Source organism: Brachybacterium hainanense (genome assembly GCF_042434575.1).
GTDB classification, from domain to species: Bacteria; Actinomycetota; Actinomycetes; order Actinomycetales; family Dermabacteraceae; genus Brachybacterium; species Brachybacterium hainanense.
The window spans coordinates 59147-77417 of record NZ_JBHLSV010000014.1 but is presented as its reverse complement, the minus strand read 5'-3'; the positions used below and the strand labels follow the sequence as shown (position 1 = coordinate 77417).

The following is an 18271-nucleotide window of genomic DNA, read 5'->3' as shown; positions in this document are numbered from 1 at the left end:
CCGCATGCCGACGCTCGAGGAGTCCCCGTGACCAGGTCCCGGATCGCGCTGTACGCGCATGACACGGTGGGGCTGGGCCATACCCGGCGCCAGCTCGCGATCGCCGCGGCGATCTCCGCGCGCCGCGAGGACGTCGATCTGCTCCTGCTGGCGGGGAACCCGGAGGCGGCGCGTCTTCCGCTGCCGCCGCGCCTGGACCTCGTCACCCTGCCGACGGTGACGAAGGATCCGACCGGCCGCTACGTGCCCCGCCGTCAGGGCGGGCAGCTCGCCGACGTCCTCGCTCTGCGCCGGGCGATCCTGACTGCGGCGCTGACCGCCTTCGACCCGCAGCTGCTGCTGGTCGACAAGGTGCCCGCGGGGCTCGAGGGCGAGCTGCTCCCCGCCCTCGACGCGGTCGGCGGACGGACCCGTCTGGTGCTGGGCCTGCGCGAGGTCCTCGACTCCCCGGCCGCGGTCGCCCGCGAGTGGCGCCGGGACGGGACCGCCCGTCTCCTCGAGAACCGGTACGACGAGGTGTGGGTGTACGGGGACCCCGCGGTCTACGACCCGGTGCGCGAGTACGGCTTCAGCCCGCGGATCGCCGCGCGCACCCACCAGCTGGGATACCTGGGCACCTGGCCCTCCGACGCCGACCGCCCGCACGCGCGCCCGTACGTCCTGTGCCAGCTGGGCGGGGGCGCCGACGCCGCCGCCCTCGCCCTCGCCTTCGCGGCCGCACCGCTCCCGGACGGGCACGACGGCATCCTCCTGGCCGGCCCGTTCCTGCCGGAGCCGGCGCGCGCCCAGCTGCACGCCCTCGCTTCCGACCGCCTGATCGTGCACGACTTCGTCGACAACGCGGAGGAGTTCCTGCAGGGCGCCGCCGCGGTCGTGTCGATGGGGGGCTTCAACAGCACGGTGGAGATCCTGTCCTCGGACGTGCCCGCTCTCGTCGTGCCCCGGGTCGTGCCCCGGCAGGAGCAGCTGCTGCGGGCCCGAGCGCTGTCCCGCATCGGCGCGCTGGACGTCCTCGAGCCGGATGCCCTGTCCCCGGCCCAGCTCTCGGGCTGGCTCGCCGAGGCCGTCCGCGCCGAGGCCCCCGCCGTCCACCGCATCGCCCGCGCGAGGATCGACCTCGACGGGCTCCCCCGCGTCGCTCGACGCGCGACCGACCTGATCGAGGAGGCCCGCCATGCCGCATGACGTCCCGCCCGCGCACCCGTCCCCGACGCCGCCGGCGTCCCCGGGCCCGGAGCGGCCGCCGATGCGGATCGGCTACGTCCTGAAGATGTACCCCCGCTTCTCGGAGACGTTCATCCTCACCGAGATGCTCGAGCTCGAGGCGCAGGGGATGGACCTCGAGGTCTTCTCGCTGCGCCTGCCCGTGGACGGCCGCTTCCACCCGGACCTCGCGCGCCTGCGCGCCCCCGTCGAGTACCTGCATCCGGGGACGCTGCGCGCGGATCAGCCCTGGCAGTCGCTGCACCGCTTCCTCGCCGAGGTCGGGGAGGTGCCGCCGGCGGTGCTCGCGGAGCTCGCCCGCCACGGGGCTCGGGAGGCGGCGCAGGCCCTCGATCTCGCCGCGGCCGTCCGCGCTCGCGGGATCACGCACCTGCATGCCCACTTCGGCTCGACCGCGACGTCGGTCGCGCGCCTGGCCGCCGCGCTCGCCGGGATCGGGTACACCTTCACCGCCCATGCGAAGGACATCTTCCATGAGGAGGTCGAGGCGGAGGATCTGCGGGCGAAGCTCGCCGATGCCCGCGCGGTCGTCACGGTGAGCGACTTCAACCTCGCCCATCTGCGGAAGACCTTCGGCGCCGATGCCGCCCGGGTGCGGCGCATCTACAACGGGATCGCGCTCGAGCGCTTCCCCGTCCGCGCCGATCGCGACGAGAGCGCCGCCGCGCCCCGGATCGTCTCCGTGGGGCGGCTCGTGGAGAAGAAGGGCTTCGACGTGCTCGTCGAGGCCGCCCGCCTGCTGCGCGAGCGCCGGATCCCCGTCGAGCTCGAGATCGCGGGCGCGGGCCCCCTCGCGGAGCCGCTGTCCGGTCGGATCGCCGCGCTGGGCCTGGACTCCTGCGTCCGCCTGCTGGGCCCGCTCCCCCAGGACCGGGTGCGCGAGCTGGTGGCCGGCGCGACCGTCTTCGCCGCCCCGTGCCGGGTGGGCGAGGACGGCAACCGCGACGGCCTGCCGACCGTGCTCCTCGAGGCGATGGCGCTGGGGACGCCCTGCGTGAGCACCCCGGTCACCGGGATCCCGGAGGCGATCCAGGACGGCGGGACCGGTCTGCTGGTGCCCGAGGACGATGCCCCGGCACTCGCCGATGCCCTCGCCCGCCTGCTGGCCGACGCCCCGCTGCGGACCCGTCTCGCGGGCGCCGCACGGGAGAGGGTCGAGACGGACTTCGACGCGGTCCGGCAGGCAGGTGCCGTGGGCGCGCTCTTCGCCGAGCTGCATGCGCCCGAGCGCAGCGTCTCCGCGGAGGCCGCGCCCCCGGTCGGCGCCGCGGCCCGGGCCGGAGGGGCGGCAGGGGACGCGGGCCGCGTCGCCGTCGTCTGCACGGACGCCGGGATCCCCGTCTTCGGCAGCAAGGGGGCCTCCGTGCATCTGCAGTCGGTGCTGCAGGTCCTCGTCGACGCCGGGCACGACGTGCACGTGATCACGCCCCGCCCCGGGCCGCTGTCCGGCGAGCTGGCCGGCCGCTGCACGGTGCACCTGCTGCCGGAGATCGGCTCCGGGGAGGCGGCCGTGCGCGAGCGCCGCGCCCGTGCCGCCGATGCCCAGGTCGCGGAGATCCTGCAGGATATCGGCCCGGACCTGGTCTACGAGCGCTACGCCCTGTGGGGGCGGACGGCGACGGCCTGGGCCGAGGCGGCAGGGGTGCCCAGCATCCTCGAGGTCAACTCGCCGCTGATCCCGGAGCAGGCCCGGCATCGGGAGCTGCACGCCCCGGAGGCGGCGTACGAGGTCGCCCGCAGCGCGATCCGGTGCGCCCGCGGCATCATGTGCGTGAGCGAGGCGGTGGCCGCCTGGGTGCGGGAGGTCGCGGAGGATCCGGCGCTGCCGCTGCGGGTCCTGCCCAACGGCGTGGACACCGACCGGATCCGTCCGGCGCTCCTCCCCCGCGAGCCCGGACCGTTCACCGTCGGCTTCCTGGGCACCCTCAAGCCCTGGCACGGCCTGGACGTGCTGCTCGAGGCGATGGCCCGCCTGCCCCGCGAGGAGTGCCGTCTGCTGGTGGTGGGGGACGGCCCGCTGCGCGCAGAGGTCGCTCGCGCCGCGGCCGAGGCCGGGATCGCCCTCGAGCTCACCGGGGCCGTCGAGGCCGGGGAGGTGTCCGCGCATCTGCAGCGGATGGACGTCGCCTGCGCCCCCTACCCGGCGGCGGAGGACCACTACTTCTCGCCGCTGAAGGTGTTCGAGTACCTCGCGGCGGGGCTGCCCGTGGTCGCGAGCACCATCGGGCAGATCCCGGATCTCCTGGATCACGGGCGCATCGGCCGCCTGGTGCCGCCCGGGGACGCGGGCGCCCTCGCCGAGGCCCTGCTCGCGCTGTGGGCGGACCCGCCGCTGCGCGCCGACCTGGGGCGGGCCGCACGGGAGGCGGCGCTCGCGCGCCACACCTGGAGGTCCGTGGTCGAGGGCGCGCTCGCGACCGTCGGCATGGAGCTGGGCGGTCCGCGGAGCACGGTCCGGACGGTGGCCGCGGCCGCGGGCGGCGTCCGATGAGCCGCCGCACCCCGCCGATGCGGGAGGCGCTGCCGATGCTGGGCAGGATCGTGCGGCGCTTCCGCCCGCACCTGCGCTCCCAGCGGCGCCTGCTCCTGCTGGGCCTGCTCGCCCTGCTCGCGGAGGTCGCGCTGCGCCTGCTCGAGCCGTGGCCGCTCGCCCTGGTGATCGACGCCCTCGCCGCCTCCGCGGCGGGCGGACGCCCACCGGGGATCGGCATGCTGCTGGGCGCCGGGGCGGTGCTGCTGGGGGTGGTCGCGGCCCGGGCCGCGGCCTCCTACGCGATGACGGTGATGTTCGCGCTCGCCGGGAACCGGGTGCTCACGCAGGTGCGGGCCGAGCTCTACGACCACCTGAACGTGCTGTCGATGCGCTTCCATCAGTCGCGCCGCACCGGCGACCTGGTGACGCGCCTGACGGGGGACGTGGGCCGGCTGCAGGACGCCGTCGTCACGGCGATGCTGCCGCTGGCCGGGAACCTCATCACCCTCGTGGGCATGGTCGTCGTGGTCCTGGTGATGGACTGGCAGCTGGGCCTGCTGGCCCTGCTCGTGTTCCCCCTGTTCGCGCTGCTGGGGCGGCGCTCGACCCGCCGGATCGTGAGCGTCTCGCGCCGGCAGCGCCGGGCCGAGGGGGATCTCGCCTCGCTCGCGACGGAGAGCCTCGGCTCCATGGCGGTGGTGCAGAGCTACGGCCTGCAGGAGCGCCTGCGCGGCCGCTTCGCGGCCGGCAACAGCACGGCCCTGCGCGACGGGGTGCAGGCCAAGCGTCTGTCGGCCGGTCTCGAGCGCTCGACGGACGTGCTGGTGGGCGCCGCGAGCGCGATCGTCCTGGTCGCCGGTGCGCATCGGGTCCTCGCCGGGGACCTGTCCATCGGCGAGCTCACCGTGTTCCTCACCTACCTGAAGACGGCGTTCCGCCCGCTGCGCGACATCGCCAAGTACACGGGCCGGATCTCCAAGGCCGCCGCCTCGGGCGAGCGGATCCTCGAGGTGCTGGACCAGCCCGCGGAGATCACCGACTCGAGCTGGGCGCGGCCGGCGCCGCGGCTGCACGGCCACGTGCGCTTCGACGGGGTCCGCTTCGGATACCGGCCCGGGCTCCCCGTGCTGCGCGGCATCGACCTGACGGTCCCGGCGGGGCAGCGCCTCGCGGTGATCGGCGAATCGGGGGCGGGGAAGTCGTCCCTGGCCGGGCTGCTGGTGCGGCTGCGCGACCCTGACAGCGGCCGCGTGCTCCTGGACGGGCACGACCTGCGCGACCTCACCCTCGACTCGGTGCGGGCTCAGATCGCGATCGTGCTGCAGGAGTCGCCGCTGTTCGCCACGAGCATCGCGGAGAACATCGCCTACGGCGCGGGCCGGGAGGTCGGCGAGGCGGAGATCGTCGCGGCGGCACGCGTCGCGGGGGCCGACGGCTTCATCCGCTCCCTGCCCGAGGGCTACGCGACGGTGCTCTCGGACCGGGGCGTCGGCCTGTCGGGCGGGCAGCGGCAGCGCATCGCGATCGCCCGGGCCGCGATCCGCGACGCCCCGATCATCGTGCTCGACGAGGCGCTCGCGGGCCTGGACCCGGAGACGGAGGCGGAGGTCGTCGAGGCGCTCGGCCGGCTCACGGAGGGCCGGACCACGCTCGTGATCACGCATGACATGGAGACCGCGGCCGATGCCGAGCGGGTGATCCGCCTCGTGGACGGCAGGGTCGTCGCCGACGGGAGCCCGGCGCGGGTCCTTCCCGGGGCCCGGGCATGACGCCGGAGGACCTCGCCCTCCTGCAGGCCCTCGACCCCGCCCTGCCGGGGATCGCCCTGCTGGCCGATGCCGAGACGGTCCTGGATATCGGCTACCTGCGATGGAAGCCCGGCACGAGCCTCGTCGCGGGGGTCCTCACCCCGCTCGGTCCCGGATTCCTGCTCTGCGCGGCGCCCCCCGCGAGGGCCAAGGTCGACAAGCTCGTCTCCCGGGCGCCGGAGGGCGGTGTCCTCCGGCACGACCCCGGCCGTCGCGCGGTCCTCGCCCGGCCCGCCGCGGACCGCGATCTGCCGGGGCTGCGGCGGCTGCCCGGCGAGGCGACGCAGGTCCTCGCCTACAAGCCGCAGCGCCGCTGGGTGGGCCGGGTCGCGGAGCCGGGATCCTCCCCCGCCGGCCCCGTCCTGCGGCTGTACCGGAAGGGTCTGCTCCCCGGCACCGCGGCCCGTTGGCCAGGTCCCGAGGACGCGCCTTTCCGGATCCCGCGCGTCCTCGATCTCGATGCGCGGCGATCCTGCATGGCGACCGAGCACCTGTCCGGCCGGCCTCTCCTCGATGCCGCGGTCGATGCCGCGGAGCGGCGGGAGGCGATGCGCGCCCTGGGCGAGGCCCTGGCGCGCTGGCACGCGCGCCCGGCCCCGGCACGCGCCGCGACGGGCCGCACCGGGATCGTCGCGGCGCACCGCCAGCTGCTGCGCCTGCTCCCGGACGAGCACCGGCGCCTGGCCCGACTGGCCGCACGGCTCGAGCATCTCGAGCGTTCCCGCACGGACGAGGGGAGGGTCGTGTGGTGCCACGGGGACCTCTCCGCCGACCAGGTCCTCCTCGGGAACGAACGGGCCCCGGGCATCGCCCTGCTGGACTGGGACCGCAGCGGTGCGGGATCCCCGGCCCGGGATCTCGCCGAGGCCGATGCCGCCGGGCTCGACGACGGCGGGGACGGGCCCGGTCTTCCTGAGCCCCTGCGAGCGGCGCTCCTGGAAGGATATGAGCGGAGGGCACCGCTCCCCCGCGGTCTGAGCGCTGCACGGGCACGGGCCTGCTTCGTCCGGGCCGCGGAGCCCTTCCGGCGGGCGCTGCCGGGATGGCCTGCCCTCATGCGGGCTCGTCTGGACCGCACCGAGACCCTGCTGGAGGAGCTCCGATGACCCACGGCACGAGCGCAGAGCCGCTGCTGCCCGCGCATCCGTTCCTCCCTCCGGGCTTCGCCCCGCTGCGGGAGGAGGGCTGGACCCTTCCCCGGGCCTGGCCGCGCTCGGCCGATCATCTGCTGCTGGACCTGCGGGACCCGGCGGGATCCGCCGTCGCCGGGCAGTGGTTCTCCGATCCCGAGCGGGCGCGGGCGATCGCCGAGGCGACCCCCGGGGCGGAGCGGGCCGGACGGATCGTGCTGCAGCGCGCCGGAGCCGACCGGCGCCTGCGCCCGCTCGCGGAGCTCCTCGCCGCACCGGGCCGGCGCCTGGTCGCGCATCGGCCCGAGCGGCGCGCGGTCGTGCAGGCCGGTGACCGCTTCCTCAAGCTCGTACGGCCCGGCCGGCTGGAGGAGGTTCGCAGCCAGGCTCTGCTCGCGGCGCAACTGGGCGTCGGCGCGCCCGAGGTCCTCGACGCCGATCCCGCCACCGGGAGCCTCACCACTCGCGCGGTCCCCGGGACGCCGCTGACCTCGGTCCTCTCCTCCTCCGCGGCGTTGGCGGGCTGCCGCACCGCCGGGGCGATGATCGCGCGGCTGCAGCAGCAGGGCCCGCGGGTGCTGCCCGGGACGCTCGCGGAGCACGACGGGGCCGATGAGCTCGCCGTCGTGCGGCGCTGGCAGACGCTCGCGGAGCGCTTCACCGGGCTCGCGCCGCCCCGCGAGCGCCCCGAGCTGCCGGTCCTCGGCTCCCCCGTGCTCGTGCATCGCGACCTGCATGACGGCCAGCTGATCCTCGACGGCGAGCGGGCGGGGCTGCTCGACTTCGATCTCGCGGCGCTCGGCCACCCGGCCCTCGACCTCGCGAACCTGCTCGTCCACCTGGAGCTGCGCTCGGAGCAGGGGCTGCTGGCCGACCCCGCCGCGGCGACCGAGGCCGTCCTCGAGGGGGCGCGCGCCCCGGCCCCGGTGCGGGAGGCGATCCCCGCCTTCGCGGAGATCACCCGGCATCGGCTCCGGGCCGTGTACGCGTTCCGCGATCCGGACGCGCTCACGTGAACGGAGGTGCGGAGGAGATCGACGAGATGCTCGAGGAGTCCGGGGAGGCGCGTCGCCGTCCCCGGATCTCCGTGCGCCTGCGGATCCTGCAGGCGGTGCTTCTCGTGGCCGCGCTCGGGATGATCGTCGCCGGCGGCACCTCGTACCTGATCGCCCGCCAGCAAACGCAGGCCGATGTGTACGGGGCGCTGCGGCAGGAGGCCGAGGAGTTCCGCTCGAGCACCCGGGTGGCCACCGAGGAGGGCACCGGCCTGTCGATCACGACCCTCTCGGACCTGCTGCAGTACTCGATCAAGACGACATATCCCAATGACGACGAGGCGGTCCTCGGCATCATCGACGGCCGGGTCCGCTGGGTCCCCGGTTCCGACGACCCGGGATACCAGCGGTCGATCGAGCAGGACGCTGAGCTCATCGCCGCCGCGGCCTCGGTCGCCCCCGGGCAGTCCCCCGGCGTGTACCGGATCAGCACCCCGAGCCACCGCGATCTCGCCTACATCTCCGTGCCCGTCCAGCTCGAGGGCTCCTCCGAGCTGGGCCACTACGTGACCGCGGTCGACATGACCACCGCCTTCGACTCCCTGAACCGCGCCTATCTCGCCTATGCCGGGGTCGCGGCGGCGACGCTCCTGCTGCTGGGCCTCGTGGGCCACGGCGTCGTCGGACGGGTGCTCGCGCCGCTGCGGGCGCTGCGCACGACCGCGCAGCGGATCTCCGAGGCGGACCTGGGCGACCGCATCCCCGCCGACCAGCTGTCCAGCCGCGACGAGGTCTCCGACCTGGGCCGCACCATGAACGCGATGCTCGACCGGCTGGCGACGTCCTTCGACTCGCAGCGCCGCTTCCTCGACGATGTGGGCCACGAGCTGCGCACCCCGATCACGATCATCCAGGGGCATCAGGAGCTCATGGACGTCACGGATCCCGCGGAGGTCCGCGATGCCCGGCAGGTGACGCTCGAGGAGCTCGGCCGGATGGAGCGGCTGGTCGACGACCTGCTGCTGCTGGCCAAGTCCCGCCGCCCCGACTTCGTGCGGCCCGCGGAGGTCGATGTCGACGAGATGCTCGTCTCCGTCCTCGAACGGGTGACGGCACTCGGCGAGCGGACCTGGACGCTGGACTCCTCCGACGGGGGCAGCTGGGTCCTGGACCGGCAGCGGATCGAGCAGGCCCTCGTCCAGCTCGTCTCCAATGCGCTGCGGTTCACGGAGCCCGGGGCGGTCATCGCCCTGGGTGCGCGGCGTCGCGCCGGCAGTCTGCGGATCTGGGTGCGGGATGAGGGCTCGGGCATCGACCCCGCCGAACGGGACCGCATCTTCGCCCGCCACGCGACCTCTCCGGCGGGCGGCGTCGAGCATCCGCAGGGGATGGGGCTGGGCCTCGCGATCGTCACCGCGATCCTCGAGGCGCACGACGGGAGCATCGAGCTCGACAGCGTTCCCGGACGCGGCTCCCGCTTCACTATGGTGGTTCCGGACGCTGAGGAGGAGACCGCATGGCCGCGATCCTGATCGCCGAGGACGAGCCGCGCATCGCCGCGTTCGTCGAGAAGGGCCTGCGCGCGGCGGGTCACGCCCCGACGGTGGTGCGCACCGGACCGGAGGCGCTGCACCGGGCGGGCACGGGAACCTTCGACCTGCTGATCCTCGACATCGGCCTGCCCGGCATGGACGGCTTCGCGGTCCTCGAGGCGCTGCGGGGGCAGGGCTCCGTCCTGCCCGTCATCATCCTCACGGCGCGGGATTCGGTCACGGACACCGTCTCCGGGCTCGAGGGCGGGGCCGATGACTACATGGCCAAGCCCTTCCGCTTCGAGGAGCTGCTGGCGCGGGTGCGGCTGCGTCTGCGGGACCCGGTGCAGCCCGATGGCATGCAGCTGAGGACCGAGGACCTGGCGCTGGATCTGCGCACCCGGATCGTGGAGGTCGACGGGCGCTCGCTCGAGCTGTCCTCGCGGGAGTTCGCGCTGCTGGAGGCCTTCATGCGCCATCCGGGCCAGGTGCTGAGCCGCGAGCAGCTGCTGTCCCAGGTGTGGGGGTACGAGTTCGATCCGGGCTCGAACGTCGTCGACGTGTACGTGCGCTACCTGCGCTCGAAGATCGGGGCGGAGCGGATCGTGACCGTGCGCGGGGCGGGGTACCGGCTGAGCAGCTGAGGGGCGGGCGGTCAGCCCTCGTCGTCGGGATCGTCGTCCGGGTCGGAGCCGTCGGCCGCGTCGTCCTCGTCGACGTCGTCCTCGTCCGAGTCGTCGTCCTCGGGTGTCGCGGGAAGCGGGGTCGCCGGGGACACGGCCCCGGGCGGGGCCACCCGGTCCGGGGACTGCGCCGGGGACTGCGCGGCGGGGGGTCTGGTCGCGGCGGGAGCCTCGGTGACGGGCTCCTGCGAGCTGGGCGGGGGCGCATCGGTGGATCCGCCCGCTCCCGCGGGGGCAGAGGATCCTGCTCCGGCGGGCACCTCGACCTGCAGGTCCTGTGCTGCCTGGGCCTGCGCCTCGGCGTGGGGCCGAGCGCTCGCCCGGGCGATCGTCTCGCCGACGGGGGCGGCTGCGGGCGCAGTCGTGTGCACGACGACCCCGCTGCCGGGGATGCGGTCCTCGCCGCTGAGGGAGTCGAGGATCAGCCCCACCGGGGCGAGGGCGAGCGCCGTCGCTCCGCCGACCACGATCCATCGTCCTCGTCCCGCCATGCCTCCATCCTCCCCGATCCGGCGGCGGATGCCAGGTCTGCGCGATGAGAGTCCTCTCATCGCCCTCAGGCTCCCGGCCGCGGAGATCAGGGCGCCCTGCACCTCCGTCCCACCCCCGGCGTCCCCCGATCCGCGCCCCGGGCCCGAGGAACACCCTTTCCTAATCTCTTCTCGTCACCAGCCGCGGGACGCCAAATGCGCATTCCCACAATCCACATCAGAATGTGAAGAGAAGATCACCCGAATGAACAGCATGCGAAAGATCTCCCGTCGCTCCCTCGCGAAGGGAATCGCGTGGACTGCGCCCGCCATGACGATGGCGATCGCTGCTCCGGCGATCGCGTCCTCCACCGATCCGACGGTCCCCGCGGACCCGGCCTTCGATTTCGCCCATGGAGTCAAGAACCCCGGGAACAGCTGCACGAACAAGGCATGCATGCCGAAGGACTCGTACGCGACGCCTGTCACGATCACGAACCCGACGGCCCATCCCTTCATCGTCGAGTTCCTGGACTACCGGCTGGGCGTCACGAGCTCGAGCGGCACGGATGGGGCCTCGGACGGCGTCTCCAGCGTGGGCAGGACCTACTCTGCCGGGGCGCAGCTGTCCTGCAGCACCGGCTCCGTCCCCGCATGCAGTCCGCTTCCCTGCCAGAATGCCGGGGGCACGACCGTCAACGCCTCTCGGTCCGTGTGCATCCAGCCGGGGCAGACGCTCTCCTTCTGGGTGATCACCGGGGGCCTCTCCGGCAACAGCAGCAATGTGCCGCAGTACGTGAGCTGGCGCTGGATCGACGCCACGGACTGCACGGTGAAGAACGTCGGTTCCGCGTACAGCCCGGATTCGTCGCCGAACAGCGCCTGCTGATCCGGAATCCCGGGATTCCCGACCCTCATCGAGAATCCCGGGATGCACCGTCACGAGATTCATGGCCATGCCGCCTCCGGCCCCGGCGGGCACTGCCCCGGACGCGGAAGAACCGCGCATGGAATCGGCCCGCCATTCCGTTCCCCTGTGGCCGCGACCATATCGAGGGGGCCCGGGCGGAGGATCCTGCGGAGGTCGTCGCGGTGGTCCCGAAGGGTGCCGGGGAGGTCTCGATGTCCTTCGTCCGGAAGCCGGAGGAGGTGGCCACGAGGGACCCCGACCTCGGCGGTGTCCGGGCGACGAAGGAGGAGAAGCGCGCACCACGCCCATGACCCACGATGTGCAGCACATCGAGGACGAGCCGCCGTCGGACCGCCGGACGCGACGAAGCCCCGTCGCGTGCGACGGGGCTTCGTCCTGAGCGCTGCGGTATCTTGCTCAGGCCTGGGGCGTGTTCTCCCCGACCGAGCCGCGGGCGAGCGACAGGTCCAGCAGGTCAAGGACGTCGAGGACGGCCAGGTGCAGCGCGGCAACGTCGTAGCGCCCCTCCGGAAGACCGGAGTACGCCGACGGCACCGGGCCGACGCCGCCCACCGGTGCGTTCTGCGCGTTCACGTAGATCACGAGGACCTCGGTCAGGACGCTGAACAGCGAACCGAGAAGGCCGTTGAGCGAGGAGACCACGCCGGCGAGCACGCCGCTCCCATTGAAGAGAGCCGCAAGGGTGTCGTAGATGACCCCGCCCAGCGCCTTGGTCACCAGGGCGGCGTCGACCTGGACAGCGCCCGCAACGGTGATCGTCGCCTGCGCAGTACCGTCGAGCAGGTCGGCCAGGCTCCCCGTGACCTTGATCCTCGCCACCTCGAGAACCAGCGTCTTCAGCGTGATGTCGATGTTCACCGACGCGATATGGGTGATCCGGTCGAGGATGGAGTCCACGATGCCGTCGACGAGATTCGTGATCGAGCCGTCGACGAGCGGGGCATCGACGAAGAGTCGGGTGTTCGGACCCTGCCCGTTGATCCCTCCGTCGAGGAGCGACTCGAGGTTCAGCGTGATCGTCGTACCCGCCAGATCGAGCTGGAGCGCGGCATTCGGATCATCAGGGATGGGCTGGTCATCCAGCTGACCCGTGTTGACATCCACCGTCGCAGAGCCGCTGATGTTCACGAGGTTCGTGATGAGCGGGCCGAGGATCGGAACGCTCTTGAGGGCGTCCTTGAGGGCGTTCAGGTCGATGTTGATGGTGCTGTCGAGGCCGTCCGTCAGGGTCGTGAGCACCCCGCCGAGGACATCCGACTTCAGGATGAGCTTCAGGTAGGCGATCAGGTAGTCGCGCTCGAGGACGAAGACGTCCTCGTTGTTCGTGCTGCACTCGTAGTCCATGAAGGCCCGGCCGAAGAGCGCGCCGATGTCGAGGTTGAGCTCCGCGACCTGGCTCACCAGGTCAGCCGCCGGGCCGCCCGCGATCTGCTCGAGGATGGTCTTGAGGTTGATGTTGCCGACGCTGGGAGCGCCCGTGTCGCCCTCCGAGAAGTTCACGGCGCCAGTCGCGTCGTTGATCGTGCCGGAGGCGCCGAGCTCGCCCGAGTTGGTGCCGTTGAAGCCGCCGCTCGCGCTGTTGTCGTCCGCGGAGTCGCTGTCGGCATAGCCGAACTGGTTGAGGGCCCCGGCGTCCACGTTCGTGAGGCCCGTCAGGATGTCGGAGACGAGGATGCCCGTGCCCGTGAGGTCGATGTTCAGGAAGTTCCCCAGGGCGCCGACGGCGATCCCGGCCTGGTCGACGTCCCACGGGGTGGTCGTGTTGGTCTGTGCATGGGCGGACTTGAGCTCGGCCACGGTGGCGAGGTCGAGGTTCAGGAGGTGACCGCTCAGGAGGATCCCGCGAGCCTGCGCGTTCTCCAGGAGGTTCTTGGCGGCACAGGTGGCCGAGACCGCGAACGCCGGAGCTCCGACGGAGACGGCCGCTGCTGCCGGCGCGGCCCAGGCGGCGCCCTTCACGAGCGCACGGCGTGAGGGACGGAAGCTGCGGGAGGGCTGCTCGAGGTCGGGAGTGACTCCGGTGCTCATCGGGGCCTCTTTCTGGAAGCGAGGAGGAAGCTGCGGTAAATGAAAACTGTCGGGACCGAGTCGACATTCGCCGGCGCAGTCCTGGCGCGCATCCAGTTCACGACCCGCCGCCCTACGCACCGATGCTGCTGGACCATCGCGCGCCGGGTCGCTCGGCGCGACACCCTCCCCGATCATGGCACTCCCTGCAGGAACACGCATCACTTCATGACGACAAGAAGTGGATGTCACCGTTTCGTGACATTACTGGGGAGTATCGCCACACGCCTCGTCGATACCCGGGAGTAGCTTTCCAGATATTTCCCGGACGGTCGTCCAAATAACTACTCCTGGCGTGACGCGGGGAGCTCCCCGCATTTTTCTTACACTAGACCGAGAAAACATCGTCCGGAGTTGCCGCCCTCCTCTCACCCCGCCCGCCCCCGCCACCCTGCTCCCCGGCCACTACTCTGGACACATGACCGTGTTCTCCACCCCGGCCTCCGCGGACGGCCCCGTGCGCAGCGTGCTGTTCGTCTGCACGGGCAACGTGTGCCGCTCCCCCTTCGCCGAGCTGCTCCTGCGCACGCAGGTCGCCGGTCTCGCCGTCGCCAGCCGCGGGACCTACGCCCTCGTCGACAGCGAGATGGAGCAGCAGATGGCCGGACAGCTGTCCCTGCGCGGCGTCTCGAGCGCGGGCTTCCGCTCCCGGCAGCTGGAGATCGAGGACCTCGAGGCCGACCTCGTGCTGACCATGTCCGATCGTCAGCGTGCTCTGATCCTGGAGGAGAACCCTGCCGCCGCCCGCCGCACCGGACAGCTGGGCCATGTCCCGGAGCTCCTCTCCCTCACCGGGGGCGCACCGCTCACGCGCGAGAGGGTCGCCGACTGGTCGCGCCGGTCCCACCCCGCGGGGCGGAACGTGCCGGACCCGTACCGCCGCTCCCCGGAGACCGCCGCCCGGTCCGCGCAGATGATCGACGACCTCGTTGCACAGCTCGCCGACCTGCTGCAGCGTCGCGCCCCGGAGGCACCCCGGCGATGATCCTGCTGATGACGGCCCAGCTGCTGGTCTCCCTCACCCTCCTGGTCAGCGGCCTGGCGAAGCTCCAGGACCGCACAGCCACCGTCGATGCGATGACCTCACTGCGCCTGCCCGCCCGCGCCCTGCACGCACGCGCCGCCGCCGCGCTGCCGATCACCGAGATCGTCCTCGCCCTCGGCATCTGGATCCCCGTCCCCGTGCTCCAGGGCGTGCTCGCGACGGCGACGCTCGCGCTCGTCGTCTCCTATCTCGTGATCATCGCGCGCGCACTGACCTTCGGCGAGGCCGTGACCTGCTCCTGCTTCGGGAAGCTGGGCTCGCCCACGGTCTCCCCGGCGACGCTGGGCCGCAACGCCGTGCTCGTGTTCCTCGCCGCCCTCGCCCTGATCGCCGCGGTCACCGGGCGGACGGCGGCCGTGGTCCGCCTGGACGGGCCGGCCCTGCTGAGCCTCGCCCTCGCGCTCGGACTCGCCATCGGCCTGACGCTCCTGACCCTCGGGACCTCGCGGGCCGCCACGACGGATCCCGCGCCCGCCCCGGCGCGCGGGAGCGCGCATCGGCCCCGTCCGCCCCATGCACCCCGCAGCGAGTCTGCGCAGGCGGCGCCGGCCCCGGAGCCCGAGGACGCCGCGGACGCGCAGGAGGAGCTCGAGTACGAGCGCAGCGCGACGCCCTTCGGCATGCTCCGCCCCCGTGGGCAGGAGCCCATCACGCTCGCGACCCTCACCCGGGAGCGGGCCGCCCTGCTGATCTGGCTGCAGCCCGGCTGCGGCCCCTGCGAACGCGTCCTGTCCGCCGTGGCCGGCTGGCAGGAGCAGCTCGGCGACGTCATGAGCATCCGCACCCTCTTCCGCCGCGACCCGGAGGAGCTGCCGGAGAACGTGCTCGAACGCGCCGGAGACACCGCCAGCCTGGACATCGACCGCAACCTCATGGACGCCTTCGAGGCGCGGCACACCCCCTCGGCGGTGCTCCTCGGCGCCGACGGCATGCTCGCCGGCGGGCCGGTCCGCGGCGGCAACGACGTGATCGACTTCGTCGAGGAGATCATCGAGCAGCTGGCCGAGGCCCGCGAGAACGGCGAGCTGCCCGTCTGAGGTCGGCGCTCCCGGAGACCGGGGCTCGAACGGGCCCGGGGACGCGCGCTCAGCCGCGGTGCGCCCAGCCGGCCTCCACGAGGGCGTCGAGGGCCTCGGCGATCAGGCGGGCGCTGTCGGGGTGCTCGCCGGCGCCCTCGACGATCCTCCGCTCGAGCTCCGCAGGGCCGAGGGGGCCATCAGCCTGCAGCTCCTCCCACAGGAGGCTGCCGAGCCCGGTCAGGTGCGCGGCCCTGCCCTCCCGCAGCACCACCACGCCGTCCTCCACGGCGAGCGCCTGCACGTACGGCGTCAGATCCGCCGTCCCCGCGGGCGGGGCGGCCGTCGTGATCGAACGGGCGGGGATCTCCTCGACGTCCTCGCGCGCAGCGGCGGGCGGATGGGCCAGCAGGGCGGGCAACTCCGCGGCCTCCCGGTAGCGGACGCGCAGCGCGCCGCCGGCCCCGAGGAGCAGCCGTGCCAGGGAGGCGAGCCCGCCCGGCACCCGCCACAGCGAGGAGGACTGCTCGATGATCGCCAGCAGCGCCTCCGCGAGCGGGACGCGGGAGAGCGAGGCCTCCCCGTCCCGCACGCGGTCCAGCAGCACGACGGTGCCGGGCGCGGCAGATCCCGTCCCCGCCCGCAGGCCCAGCGCCGCGAGGGCGATGTCCTGCTTGCCGCCGTCCTCGCCGAGGACCCGGGAGACGGGCTTGGGGAAGGCGGTGACCGCATGGCTGACGGGGTCGAGGATCGCGAGCTCGTCGGAGAGGTACACGCCGCCGCGCCCCAGCTCGAGGGTCGCGGTCGACTTGCCGGCTCCGGATGCTCCCACGAGCGCGAGCACGCCCAGCCGCGGATGCTCCACGACCCCCGCGTGCAGCAGGATCGCCTCGCCCAGCAGACGGCCGATGACCGCCCGGGTCAGGTCACCGGAGACGGCATAGGCGGCCTGCGGTCCGGGGGCGAGGATCATCGCATCAGGCCGGGTGAGCAGCCCTCGGGACGCCTCGCCCGCGACGGGGGCGACGAGCTCCGCGACGGCGAGGCCCAGCTCCTCCTCGCGGGGCGGCACGACGTAGGTCCGGCGCAGCGTCCCGTCCTCGGCGGGCTGCGGATCGCGGGTCTCCGGACGTCCCAGATGCCCGCTCCACAGACCGTCGACCTCCCGGGCGAGGTCCTCATGGCCGGGGCCGAAATCGAGGTCGAGGTCGACCCCGGCGACCCGCAGGCGGACGGTGCGGGCGACGGGCGGGTCGGGCACGGCGGCGGGTCCGGACGACGGGGGCGCGGACCCCTGGTCGGACGGGAGGGCGGTCGGCTCGGTCACGGGAGGTCGGTCTCCTTGCGCGGGGGGCGCCGCGGCGCACGGGGGTCGGGGTCCTGCGGGACGGTCTCGAGCAGGCCCACGCGGTCGAGGTCCTCGAGGAAGCCGGCGATGATCTCCTCCGCATCCTCCGGCAGCTCCTCGAGCTGCTCACGCAGCCGGCCCAGCACGTCCACCACGCCGAGGGGCTCGTCCTGCTCCTCCAGAACGTACAGCACGATCTCGGCGATCCCGCCCAGCGAGATGATCGGCCCGGAGGGCAGCGCTCCCGCCCACAGCATCCCGGTCTCGTCGTCGTGCTCGAGGACCATCGGTCGCAGCCGATAGCGCGGGCTCACGGCACGCTCGCCTGGACGAATCGGCCTTCGCCACCGGCCCGTAACGGGCCATCAGCAGCAGGGACGAACACGGCTCTGCCCGCGGGCAGGAGCTGGCGACCCGCATCGGTCTCCAGCAGCACCTCGCCCTCGAGCCCCAGCACGATCCGCGGCCCGGTCCCCGGCACGGGATGCCGACGACCGAACACCCCCGGCGGATCAGCAAGCGTGGTCACCGACAGCTCGAAATCATCCACCGGCGCGTAATACGCCACCGACGTCGCGTTCTGCCGCTCCGGAGCCACCCGCAACGGCGGAGCAGCCGCCACGCTCACGCACTGCAGCATCTCCTCGGCATCCACCCGCTTCGGCGTCAGCCCCGCCCGCAGCACGTTGTCGCTCGCGGCCATGATCTCCACCCCCACCCCCTCGAGATACGCATGCAACGTCCCCGCAGGCACGAACATCGCCTCCCCGGGCTGCAACGTCACCGGGTTCAGCAGCAGAGCCGCCACCACCCCGGGATCCCCGCCGTGATGATCCGCGAGCAGGGACACGATCCGATCGATCCGCGGCGACGGCGAACACCCCGCCGCGTACCGATCACGGCAGGCCTGGACGACCTCCTCGACCGCAGCCGCCGGAGGACGCATCGAGGTCGCCACCAACGTGCGGAACGCGGCACGCATCCCCTGAGCGGTGGGATACCGCACCAGGAGGGAATGGAGACGATCGGTGAGCACCGTGCCCAGACCTTCGAGGATCGTGGCCGCACGACGCGGCGTGCGGAACCCGCAGACGGCCGTGAAACGCGTCAGCGCCACCAGCATCTCCGGCTTGTGGTTGTCATCGCGGTAGTTCCGGTGCGGGGAGTCCAGCGCGAGACCCGCCGCGTTCTCCGCCGCATAGGATTCCGCGGCATGCTCGCGGGTGGGATGGACCTGCAGGGACAACGGCTGATCCGGAGCGATGACCTTCAGCAGATACGGCAGACGCTCATCGAACGCACGGCTCACTCCGTCGCCCAGGGTGCGCCAGGGATCCGCAGCGATCGCCTGGTCCAGCCCCGCCCCGCCCGCCAGCGTCGACGGCGCCAGCGGATGCGCCCCGTACCAGACCTCCGCCCACGGGGTCCCATCAGCCTCCCGACCCAGAAACTCCGGCAACGCACGCGGAGACCCCCAGGCATAGTGCTGGATGAGCCCGTCAAGCTCCTGCATCCGTGCGCCTCCTGAACGTTCCGATGGTTCCGATGG

The 18271-nt window shown here is 73.2% G+C and carries 15 protein-coding genes; 10 read left to right on the top strand and 5 right to left on the bottom strand.

Going from position 1 to position 18271, the window contains the following annotated elements; all coding sequences use genetic code 11:
• Window positions 1-27 precede the first annotated feature (27 nt).
• Genes ACFFF6_RS12280 through ACFFF6_RS12250 form a run of 7 tightly spaced genes read left to right on the top strand, consistent with a single transcriptional unit; the run spans window position 28 to window position 9806 of the window.
• On the top strand, window positions 28-1185 hold the full coding sequence (locus ACFFF6_RS12280) for a glycosyltransferase family protein (RefSeq protein WP_376981105.1): 1158 nt from the start codon (window positions 28-30) through the stop codon (window positions 1183-1185).
• Entirely contained in the window at window positions 1175-3715 is a 2541-nt protein-coding gene (locus tag ACFFF6_RS12275) for a glycosyltransferase (RefSeq protein ID WP_376981103.1), read from the top strand. Before ACFFF6_RS12280 ends, ACFFF6_RS12275 begins: the two co-directional genes overlap by 11 nt.
• Window positions 3712-5466 carry an ABC transporter ATP-binding protein gene (locus ACFFF6_RS12270; RefSeq protein WP_376981102.1) on the top strand — a complete coding sequence of 585 codons (1755 nt, stop codon included), beginning with the start codon at window positions 3712-3714 and terminating at the stop codon, window positions 5464-5466. Before ACFFF6_RS12275 ends, ACFFF6_RS12270 begins: the two co-directional genes overlap by 4 nt.
• Window positions 5463-6611 (top strand): phosphotransferase family protein, encoded by a 1149-nt coding sequence (locus tag ACFFF6_RS12265; RefSeq protein WP_376981100.1) that lies wholly within the window; start codon window positions 5463-5465, stop codon window positions 6609-6611. The genes ACFFF6_RS12270 and ACFFF6_RS12265 overlap by 4 nt, the downstream gene beginning before the upstream one ends.
• The gene (locus ACFFF6_RS12260; protein ID WP_376981098.1) at window positions 6608-7651 is read left to right on the top strand and encodes an aminoglycoside phosphotransferase family protein; all 1044 of its coding nucleotides are present in this window, start codon (window positions 6608-6610) and stop codon (window positions 7649-7651) included. Before ACFFF6_RS12265 ends, ACFFF6_RS12260 begins: the two co-directional genes overlap by 4 nt.
• Window positions 7648-9162 (top strand): sensor histidine kinase, encoded by a 1515-nt coding sequence (locus tag ACFFF6_RS12255; RefSeq protein ID WP_376981096.1) that lies wholly within the window; start codon window positions 7648-7650, stop codon window positions 9160-9162. Before ACFFF6_RS12260 ends, ACFFF6_RS12255 begins: the two co-directional genes overlap by 4 nt.
• Complete coding sequence (locus ACFFF6_RS12250; protein ID WP_376981093.1) at window positions 9147-9806, top strand: response regulator transcription factor; 660 nt, start codon at window positions 9147-9149, stop codon at window positions 9804-9806. The genes ACFFF6_RS12255 and ACFFF6_RS12250 overlap by 16 nt, the downstream gene beginning before the upstream one ends.
• An 11-nt stretch (window positions 9807-9817) precedes the next feature.
• Here the strand turns inward: ACFFF6_RS12250 and ACFFF6_RS12245 are convergent, their stop codons facing one another.
• Window positions 9818-10336: a hypothetical protein gene (locus ACFFF6_RS12245; protein ID WP_376981091.1), complete on the bottom strand. Its 519-nt coding sequence runs from the start codon at window positions 10334-10336 to the stop codon at window positions 9818-9820.
• A 244-nt stretch (window positions 10337-10580) separates the two neighbouring features.
• Here ACFFF6_RS12245 and ACFFF6_RS12240 point away from each other — a divergent pair, with 244 nt between their 5' ends.
• Complete coding sequence (locus ACFFF6_RS12240; protein WP_376981089.1) at window positions 10581-11204, top strand: hypothetical protein; 624 nt, start codon at window positions 10581-10583, stop codon at window positions 11202-11204.
• A 438-nt stretch (window positions 11205-11642) separates the two neighbouring features.
• Here the strand turns inward: ACFFF6_RS12240 and ACFFF6_RS12235 are convergent, their stop codons facing one another.
• Window positions 11643-13274, bottom strand: coding sequence for a choice-of-anchor G family protein (locus ACFFF6_RS12235; RefSeq protein WP_376981087.1), 1632 nt, complete (start codon window positions 13272-13274; stop codon window positions 11643-11645).
• Window positions 13275-13731: 457 nt separating this feature from the next.
• Between ACFFF6_RS12235 and ACFFF6_RS12230 the strand changes: the two genes are divergently transcribed.
• Together ACFFF6_RS12230 and ACFFF6_RS12225 are read left to right on the top strand one after the other, a co-directional pair.
• The gene (locus tag ACFFF6_RS12230) at window positions 13732-14298 is read left to right on the top strand and encodes an arsenate reductase/protein-tyrosine-phosphatase family protein (protein ID WP_376981085.1); all 567 of its coding nucleotides are present in this window, start codon (window positions 13732-13734) and stop codon (window positions 14296-14298) included.
• On the top strand, window positions 14295-15395 hold the full coding sequence (locus ACFFF6_RS12225) for a TlpA family protein disulfide reductase (protein ID WP_376981083.1): 1101 nt from the start codon (window positions 14295-14297) through the stop codon (window positions 15393-15395). The genes ACFFF6_RS12230 and ACFFF6_RS12225 overlap by 4 nt, the downstream gene beginning before the upstream one ends.
• Before the next feature lie 49 nt (window positions 15396-15444).
• Here ACFFF6_RS12225 and ACFFF6_RS12220 read toward each other — a convergent pair whose 3' ends face one another.
• From ACFFF6_RS12220 to manA, 3 genes are read right to left on the bottom strand one after another with little or no spacing between them, the layout of a single operon-like run.
• Window positions 15445-16701, bottom strand: coding sequence for a hypothetical protein (locus ACFFF6_RS12220; RefSeq protein WP_376981081.1), 1257 nt, complete (start codon window positions 16699-16701; stop codon window positions 15445-15447).
• On the bottom strand, window positions 16698-17036 hold the full coding sequence (locus tag ACFFF6_RS12215; RefSeq protein ID WP_376981079.1) for a PqqD family peptide modification chaperone: 339 nt from the start codon (window positions 17034-17036) through the stop codon (window positions 16698-16700). The genes ACFFF6_RS12220 and ACFFF6_RS12215 overlap by 4 nt, the downstream gene beginning before the upstream one ends.
• The gene (manA, locus tag ACFFF6_RS12210; RefSeq protein WP_376981077.1) at window positions 17033-18235 is read right to left on the bottom strand and encodes a mannose-6-phosphate isomerase, class I; all 1203 of its coding nucleotides are present in this window, start codon (window positions 18233-18235) and stop codon (window positions 17033-17035) included. The genes ACFFF6_RS12215 and manA overlap by 4 nt, the downstream gene beginning before the upstream one ends.
• Window positions 18236-18271 lie beyond the last annotated feature (36 nt).

What these genes read in the sequence shown, in the direction of transcription:
- ACFFF6_RS12275 (WP_376981103.1), top strand. Translation starts at nt 1,175, where the DNA reads ATGCCGCATGACGTCCCGCCCGCGCACCCGTCCCCGACGCCGCCGGCG.
- ACFFF6_RS12270 (WP_376981102.1), top strand. Translation starts at nt 3,712, where the DNA reads ATGAGCCGCCGCACCCCGCCGATGCGGGAGGCGCTGCCGATGCTGGGC.
- ACFFF6_RS12265 (WP_376981100.1), top strand. Translation starts at nt 5,463, where the DNA reads ATGACGCCGGAGGACCTCGCCCTCCTGCAGGCCCTCGACCCCGCCCTG.
- ACFFF6_RS12260 (WP_376981098.1), top strand. Translation starts at nt 6,608, where the DNA reads ATGACCCACGGCACGAGCGCAGAGCCGCTGCTGCCCGCGCATCCGTTC.
- ACFFF6_RS12250 (WP_376981093.1), top strand. Translation starts at nt 9,147, where the DNA reads ATGGCCGCGATCCTGATCGCCGAGGACGAGCCGCGCATCGCCGCGTTC.
- ACFFF6_RS12245 (WP_376981091.1), bottom strand. Translation starts at nt 10,336, where the DNA reads ATGGCGGGACGAGGACGATGGATCGTGGTCGGCGGAGCGACGGCGCTC.
- ACFFF6_RS12240 (WP_376981089.1), top strand. Translation starts at nt 10,581, where the DNA reads ATGAACAGCATGCGAAAGATCTCCCGTCGCTCCCTCGCGAAGGGAATC.
- ACFFF6_RS12235 (WP_376981087.1), bottom strand. Translation starts at nt 13,274, where the DNA reads ATGAGCACCGGAGTCACTCCCGACCTCGAGCAGCCCTCCCGCAGCTTC.
- ACFFF6_RS12230 (WP_376981085.1), top strand. Translation starts at nt 13,732, where the DNA reads ATGACCGTGTTCTCCACCCCGGCCTCCGCGGACGGCCCCGTGCGCAGC.
- ACFFF6_RS12225 (WP_376981083.1), top strand. Translation starts at nt 14,295, where the DNA reads ATGATCCTGCTGATGACGGCCCAGCTGCTGGTCTCCCTCACCCTCCTG.
- manA (WP_376981077.1), bottom strand. Translation starts at nt 18,235, where the DNA reads ATGCAGGAGCTTGACGGGCTCATCCAGCACTATGCCTGGGGGTCTCCG.